The sequence below is a fragment of the Streptomyces sp. NPDC058955 genome, from assembly GCF_042741435.1.
Classification (GTDB): Bacteria; Actinomycetota; Actinomycetes; order Streptomycetales; family Streptomycetaceae; genus Streptomyces.
The window spans coordinates 58,093-64,092 of record NZ_JBHYKM010000005.1; the positions used below are offsets into that span (position 1 = coordinate 58,093).

Genomic DNA, 6,000 nt, shown 5'->3' on the forward strand with positions numbered 1-6,000 from the left:
GGAGCCCTGCCCACCTTCCCGGGCGGGCAATCCGGCCCTTTGTTAACTACTAGGGCGTAGGGGGCCGGGCAAGACGCGCGGCGGACACGAAACCCGCCCGGGCGCCCCGGACGCCCCCGATCTCCCGCCCGCGCTCGCTACGCTGACCGTCCGTCGTTCACCGGGTGCGGAAGGCGGCAGATCCGATGCAGACCGAGACCGGCGGCACGCGGGCCGTCCTCCACCACGTCCTCGCCGGACGGTGCCGGCTCGCCGCCGCGGGGGTCCGCGCCCTCGAACTCGCCCCCGGCGACCTCGCGCTGCTCCCCACCGGCGCCCGCCACCGGCTTGCGCCCGGGCCGGACGGTCCGCCCTTCCCACCCCTCGCCGGACCGGCCGGGCCCGCCGTCTCCGTGGCCGAACCCGGCGCGGGCGTCCGGATCCTGACCGTCCGCGGCGGATACGGCCGGCCGCCCGGCCCGCTCCTCGCCGCCGCCCTGCCCCGCGCCCTCCGCCTCGACCGGGCCCGCGTCCAGGCCGAGCCGCTGCTCCGCGACACCCTCGCCCTGCTCGCCGCCCCCGGCCGCCGCCCCGGGCCCGGCGACCGGCTGCTCGCCCTGCGGGTCCTGGAGACGGCCCTCGACCTGGCCGCCGCGCCCCGGCCGCCGGGCGGCCCGTACCGCCACCCCGGCATCGGCCGCTCCGTCGCCGCCATCGAGACCCGCTACGCCGAACCCTGGACCGTGGAGACCCTGGCCCGCGAGGCCGGGATGTCCCGCTCCGCCTTCACCGCCGCCTTCCGCGAGGCCGTCGGCACGCCCCCGGCCCGCCATCTGACGGCCCGCCGGATACGGGAGGCCGCCCGGCTGCTCGCCGAGACCGGGCTCCCCCAGTCGGCCGTACCCGCCCGCGTCGGCTACCGCAGCCGGGTCGGCTTCCACCTCGCCTTCCGCACCACCTACGGCCTGACCCCGGGGGAGTACCGGGCCGCCGCGCCCCGCCGCGTCTGAACCCGGCGGAGGCACCGTGGCCCCACGGCCGCCGACCCCCTACGCTCGGTGCGGCACGCCGGACGCACAGCGTGGTGCGTCCGCTCCGTACCGTCACCGGCCTGCGAAGGTGGGACACGTGAAGGCAATCCGTCGATTCACCGTGCGTCCTGTCCTCCCCGACACCCTTCGACCCCTCGCCGCCCTGGCGCGCAACCTGCGCTGGTCCTGGCACGAACCGACCCGCGCCCTCTTCGACTCCCTCGCCCCCGACGGGCTCGCGGGCGCCGACCCGGTCCGCGTCCTCGGCGCCCTGGAGGCGCCCCGGCTCGCCGCGCTCGCCGCCGACCGCGACTTCCTCGCCCGGCTCTCCGCCGCCGCCGAGGACCTCGACGCCTACCTGGCCCGGCCCCGCTGGTACCAGGAGCGCGGCTCCGGCGACGGGCCCGCCGCCCTCGCCTACTTCTCGCCCGAGTTCGGCGTCGCCGCCGCCCTGCCCCAGTACTCCGGCGGACTCGGCATCCTCGCCGGCGACCACCTCAAGTCCGCCAGCGACCTCGGCGTCCCGCTCATCGGCGTCGGACTCCTCTACCGGCACGGCTACTTCCGGCAGTCCCTCGGCCGCGACGGCTGGCAGCAGGAGCAGTACCCCGTCCTCGACCCCGGCGAGCTGCCCGTCACCCTGCTCCGCGAACCCGACGGCACCCCCGCCCGGATCGCCCTCGCCCTGCCCGGCGGACGCAGCCTCCACGCACACCTGTGGATCGCCCAGGTCGGCCGGGTCCCGCTGCTCATGCTCGACTCGGACGTCGAGGAGAACGCCCCCGGCGAGCGGTCCGTCACCGACCGGCTCTACGGCGGCGGCAGCGAGCACCGGCTCCTCCAGGAGATGCTGCTCGGCATCGGCGGCGTCCGCGCGGTCCGCACGTACACCCGGCTCACCGGCCACCCCGCGCCCGAGGTCTTCCACACCAACGAGGGCCACGCCGGCTTCCTCGGCCTCGAACGGATCCGCGAACTCCAGGGCGAGGGACTGGACTTCGACGCCGCGCTGGAGACCGTCCGGGCCGGCACCGTCTTCACCACCCACACCCCCGTCCCGGCCGGCATCGACCGCTTCGACCGCGACCTCGTCGCCCGCCACCTCGGCGACGACGGCGCCCTGCCCGGCCTCGACACCGGCCGGATCCTCGCCCTCGGCGACGAGACCCCGCTCGGCGGCGACCCCGGCGTCTTCAACATGGCCGCCATGGGCCTGCGGCTCGCCCAGCGCGCCAACGGCGTCTCCACCCTCCACGGCACCGTCAGCCGCGAGATGTTCGCCGGACTCTGGCCCGGCTTCGACGCCGACGAGGTGCCGATCGCCTCGATCACCAACGGCGTCCACGCCCCCACCTGGACCGCCCCCGAGGTCGGCCGGCTCGGCCCCGACGCGAGCGACCGCGAACTGTGGGAGCTGCGCCGCGCCCTGCGCACCCGGCTCGTCGCCGACGTCCGGGACCGGGTGCGGGCCTCCTGGCGGCAGCGCGGCGCCGCCGCCGCCGAACTCGGCTGGACCGACACCGTCCTCGACCCCGAGGTCCTCACCATCGGCTTCGCCCGCCGGGTCCCCTCGTACAAGCGGCTCACCCTGATGCTCCGCGACAAGGAACGGCTGCGCGCCCTGCTGCTCCACCCCGAGCGGCCGGTGCAGCTGGTCGTCGCCGGCAAGGCCCACCCGGCCGACGACGGCGGCAAGAAGCTCGTCCAGGAACTGGTCCGGTTCGCCGACGACCCCCGGGTCCGGCACCGGATCGTCTTCCTGCCCGACTACGGCATGGAGATGGCCCGCGGCCTCTACCCCGGCTGCGACGTCTGGCTCAACAACCCGCTGCGCCCCCTGGAGGCGTGCGGCACCAGCGGCATGAAGGCCGCCCTCAACGGCTGCCTCAACCTCTCCGTCCTCGACGGCTGGTGGGACGAGTGGTACGAGCCCGAGTTCGGCTGGGCCATCCCCACCGCCGACGGCGCCGCCGCGGCCGACGAGGAGCGCCGCGACGACCTGGAGGCCGCCGCCCTCTACGAGCTGATCGAACGCCGGGTCGCCCCCCGCTTCTACGACCGCGGCGCCGACGGCGTCCCCGCCGCCTGGACCGCCATGGTCCGCCGCACCCTCGCCGACCTCGGCCCCAAGGTGCTCGCCGACCGGATGGTCCGCGAGTACGTGGAGCGTCTGTACGACCCCGCCGCCGCGGCCCACCGGGCGCTCACCCCCGGCCGCGCCCAGGAGCTCGCCGCCTGGAAGGCGCGGGTGCGGGCCGCCTGGCCGGGCGTCTCGGTGGACCACGTGGAGATCGGCGACGACCTCGCGGAGGCCGGCGCCGAGCTGGGCGCCACCCCGGTCGTCCGCGTCCGGGTCGCGCTCGGCGGCCTCGCCCCGGACGACGTGGAGGTGCAGGCCGTCACCGGCCGGGTGGACGCCGACGACACCCTCACCGGCACCCGTACCGTCACGCTCAAACCGTCCGGCGGCCCCGACCTGGAGGGCCGGCAGCCCTACGCGGGCACCCTGGAGCTGGACCGCACCGGCCCCTTCGGCTGCACCGTCCGCGTCCTGCCCGCCCACCCGCTCCTCGCCCACCCCGCCGAACTCGGCCTCCTCGCCCTGCCCGAGGAGCCCGGCGGCGAGGGCGCGGGCAACCGGGGCGCGGGGGTCCTCCTGAGGTAGCCGCCCGCCCGGGGCCCGTCCGCGGGGCCCCGGGCCGTCCGGAGGGCACAGCCTAGGCTGGACCGCATGATCAGGGTGCTGCTCGCCGACGACGAGGCGATGATCCGTGCCGGGGTACGGGCCATCCTCACCACCGACCCCGGGATCGACGTGGTCGCCGAGGCGGGCGACGGGCACGAGGCCGTGGAGCTGGCCCGGCTCCACCGGCCCGACGTGGCCGTCCTCGACATCCGGATGCCCCGCCTCGACGGCCTCGCCGCCGCCGACGCGCTCCGCCGCGACCTGCCGGACACGGCGGTCGTCATGCTCACCACCTTCTCCGAGGACGACTACATCGCCCGCGCCCTCGGCGGCGGCGTCGGCGGCTTCCTCCTCAAGTCCGGCGACCCGCGCGAGCTGATCGCCGGGGTCCGCGCGGTCGCCGCCGGCGGCGCCGCCCTCTCGCCCACCGTCGCCCGCCGGGTCATCGACACCCTCGGCGGCGAGCGGCTCACCCGCGCGGCCGACGCCCGCGCCCGGCTGGCCCCGCTCACCGGCCGCGAACGCGAGGTCGTCGCGCTGCTCGCCGCCGGCTGCTCCAACCAGGAGATCGCCGCCCGGATGTACGTCGTCGAGGGCACCGTCAAGGCCCATGTGAGCGCGGTCCTCGGCCGGCTCGGCCTGCGCAACCGCGTCCAGCTCGCGATCCTCGCCCACGAGGCCGGGCTGGTCGCGGAGGGACCCCCCGGTGCCTGAGACCTCCGCGGCGCGCCGCCGCCTCTTCGACCTGGCGCTGTGGCTGCTGCTCTGCGTGCCGGTGCTGCTCCGCTCCGACCCGAACGACGGCGGGTCCTGGCTCCAGGTCGCCGCCGGGGTCACCGTGCTCGGCGGCTGCGTCGCCGTCAGCCGGCGGTGGCCGCTGCTGCCGCTCGCGGTCACCTGCGCGGCGAGCCTGCCGGCCTCGCTGGAGCTGTTCACCCCCTCGTACAGCCTCGCCCTGGTCGCCTTCGGCTATCTCGCCGGGCGCCGGCAGGACCACACCCGCGGCTCGCTGTGGCTGTTCGGCGGCGTGGCGGCGGTCGGGCTGCTGCTCACCCGGCTCACCGGCACCTCGCTCGGCCCCTGGTTCACCCTGCTCCTCGCGCTCGCGCTGGCGATCGTGGCGCCCTGGCTGGTGGGGCGGTACGTGCGCCAGTACGACCGGCTGGTGCGCAGCGGCTGGGAGCTGGCGGACCGGATGGAGCGGGAGCAGGCGGCGGTCGCCGACCGGGAGCGGCTGCGGGAGCGGTCCCGGATCGCCGGGGACATGCACGACTCCCTCGGCCACGACCTGGCGCTGATCGCGGTGCGGGCCGGCGTCCTGGAGGTGGATCCGGGGCTCGGGCCGGAGCAGCAGCGGGCGGCGGGGGAGCTGCGGCAGGCGGCCGCGGAGGCCACCGAGCGGCTGCGGGACGTCATCGGGGTGCTGCGGGAGGAGGGCGCGGGGGCCCCGACGGCGCCGGCCGACGAGACGGTCGGCGACCTGGTGGACCGGGCGCGGGCCTCGGGCCTCGACGTGACGCTGGTCGGCGCGGCGCCGGAGCTGCCGGGGATGGCGGGCCGGGCGCTGCACCGGGTGGTGCAGGAGGGGCTGACGAACGCGGCCAAGCACGCCCCGGGCGCGGCGGTCACGGTCGAGGTCCGGGAGGCCGGCGAGCGGGTGACGGTACGGGTGGGCAGCGGGCCGGGCGCCGGGTCGGGGCCGCCCGCCTCCGGGGGCTCCGGCCTGGTCGGTCTCGACGAGCGGGTGCGGCTCGCGGGCGGCACGCTGACCCACGGCCCGGTGCGCGGCGGCGGGTTCGAGCTGACGGCGGTGCTGCCGCGGCGGGCGCCCGCCGCGGTGCCGGCCGCGCCGACCTCGGCCCGGGAGCTGGACCGGGCCCGGCGGCGGGTGCGCAAGGACCTGGTGCGGGCGATCTGGATCCCGCTGGCGCTGCTGGCCGCGCTGGCGGTGCTGACGGCGGGCGTGGCGCTGTGGTCGCAGTCCCGCTCGTACCTGGAGCCCGACAACTACGCGCGGCTGCTGGTCGGCCAGGCGTACGCGGAGATCGTGGAGGACCTGCCGGACCACGCGCTGGAGCGGCTGCCCGCGGGGCTGCCGCCGGAGCCGGCGGGCGTGGACGAGTGCCGCTACTACCAGGCGACGGTCTTCGCGGAGCGTCCGGTCTACCGGCTCTGCTTCACGGCGGGCCGGCTCGTCTCCCGGGACGAGCTGGCGGGGTGAGACGGGGCGAGGCCCCCGGGGCTGGGTGCCGGCCGGCGGCCCCCCCCCCGGGGGGGCGGGCCAGACGGGGCGGGGCGGGTGTA

General features: G+C 77.5%; 4 protein-coding genes. All 4 read left to right on the forward strand.

Features of this window, described 5'->3' with window-relative positions; all coding sequences use genetic code 11:
* Positions 1 to 185: 185 nt before the first annotated feature.
* The 4 genes from ACFW1I_RS03855 (at position 186) to ACFW1I_RS03870 (ending at position 5,917) form a co-directional block, all read left to right on the forward strand.
* A complete protein-coding gene (locus ACFW1I_RS03855) occupies positions 186 to 989 on the forward strand; it encodes an AraC family transcriptional regulator (protein WP_384665752.1) in 804 nt (267 codons plus the stop codon).
* Between the two features lie 118 nt (positions 990 to 1,107).
* The gene (glgP, locus tag ACFW1I_RS03860) at positions 1,108 to 3,675 is read left to right on the forward strand and encodes an alpha-glucan family phosphorylase (protein ID WP_384665754.1); all 2,568 of its coding nucleotides are present in this window, start codon (positions 1,108 to 1,110) and stop codon (positions 3,673 to 3,675) included.
* Between the two features lie 66 nt (positions 3,676 to 3,741).
* The gene (locus ACFW1I_RS03865) at positions 3,742 to 4,410 is read left to right on the forward strand and encodes a response regulator transcription factor (RefSeq protein ID WP_384665756.1); all 669 of its coding nucleotides are present in this window, start codon (positions 3,742 to 3,744) and stop codon (positions 4,408 to 4,410) included.
* Positions 4,403 to 5,917, forward strand: a complete 1,515-nt coding sequence (locus ACFW1I_RS03870; RefSeq protein WP_384665757.1) for a sensor histidine kinase — start codon at positions 4,403 to 4,405, stop codon at positions 5,915 to 5,917. Before ACFW1I_RS03865 ends, ACFW1I_RS03870 begins: the two co-directional genes overlap by 8 nt.
* The last annotated feature ends 83 nt before the right edge of the window (positions 5,918 to 6,000 follow it).

Excerpts from the sequence above, each read along its gene's own strand:
- ACFW1I_RS03855 (WP_384665752.1), top strand. The coding sequence starts at position 186 with ATGCAGACCGAGACCGGCGGCACGCGGGCCGTCCTCCACCACGTCCTC.
- ACFW1I_RS03865 (WP_384665756.1), top strand. The coding sequence starts at position 3,742 with ATGATCAGGGTGCTGCTCGCCGACGACGAGGCGATGATCCGTGCCGGG.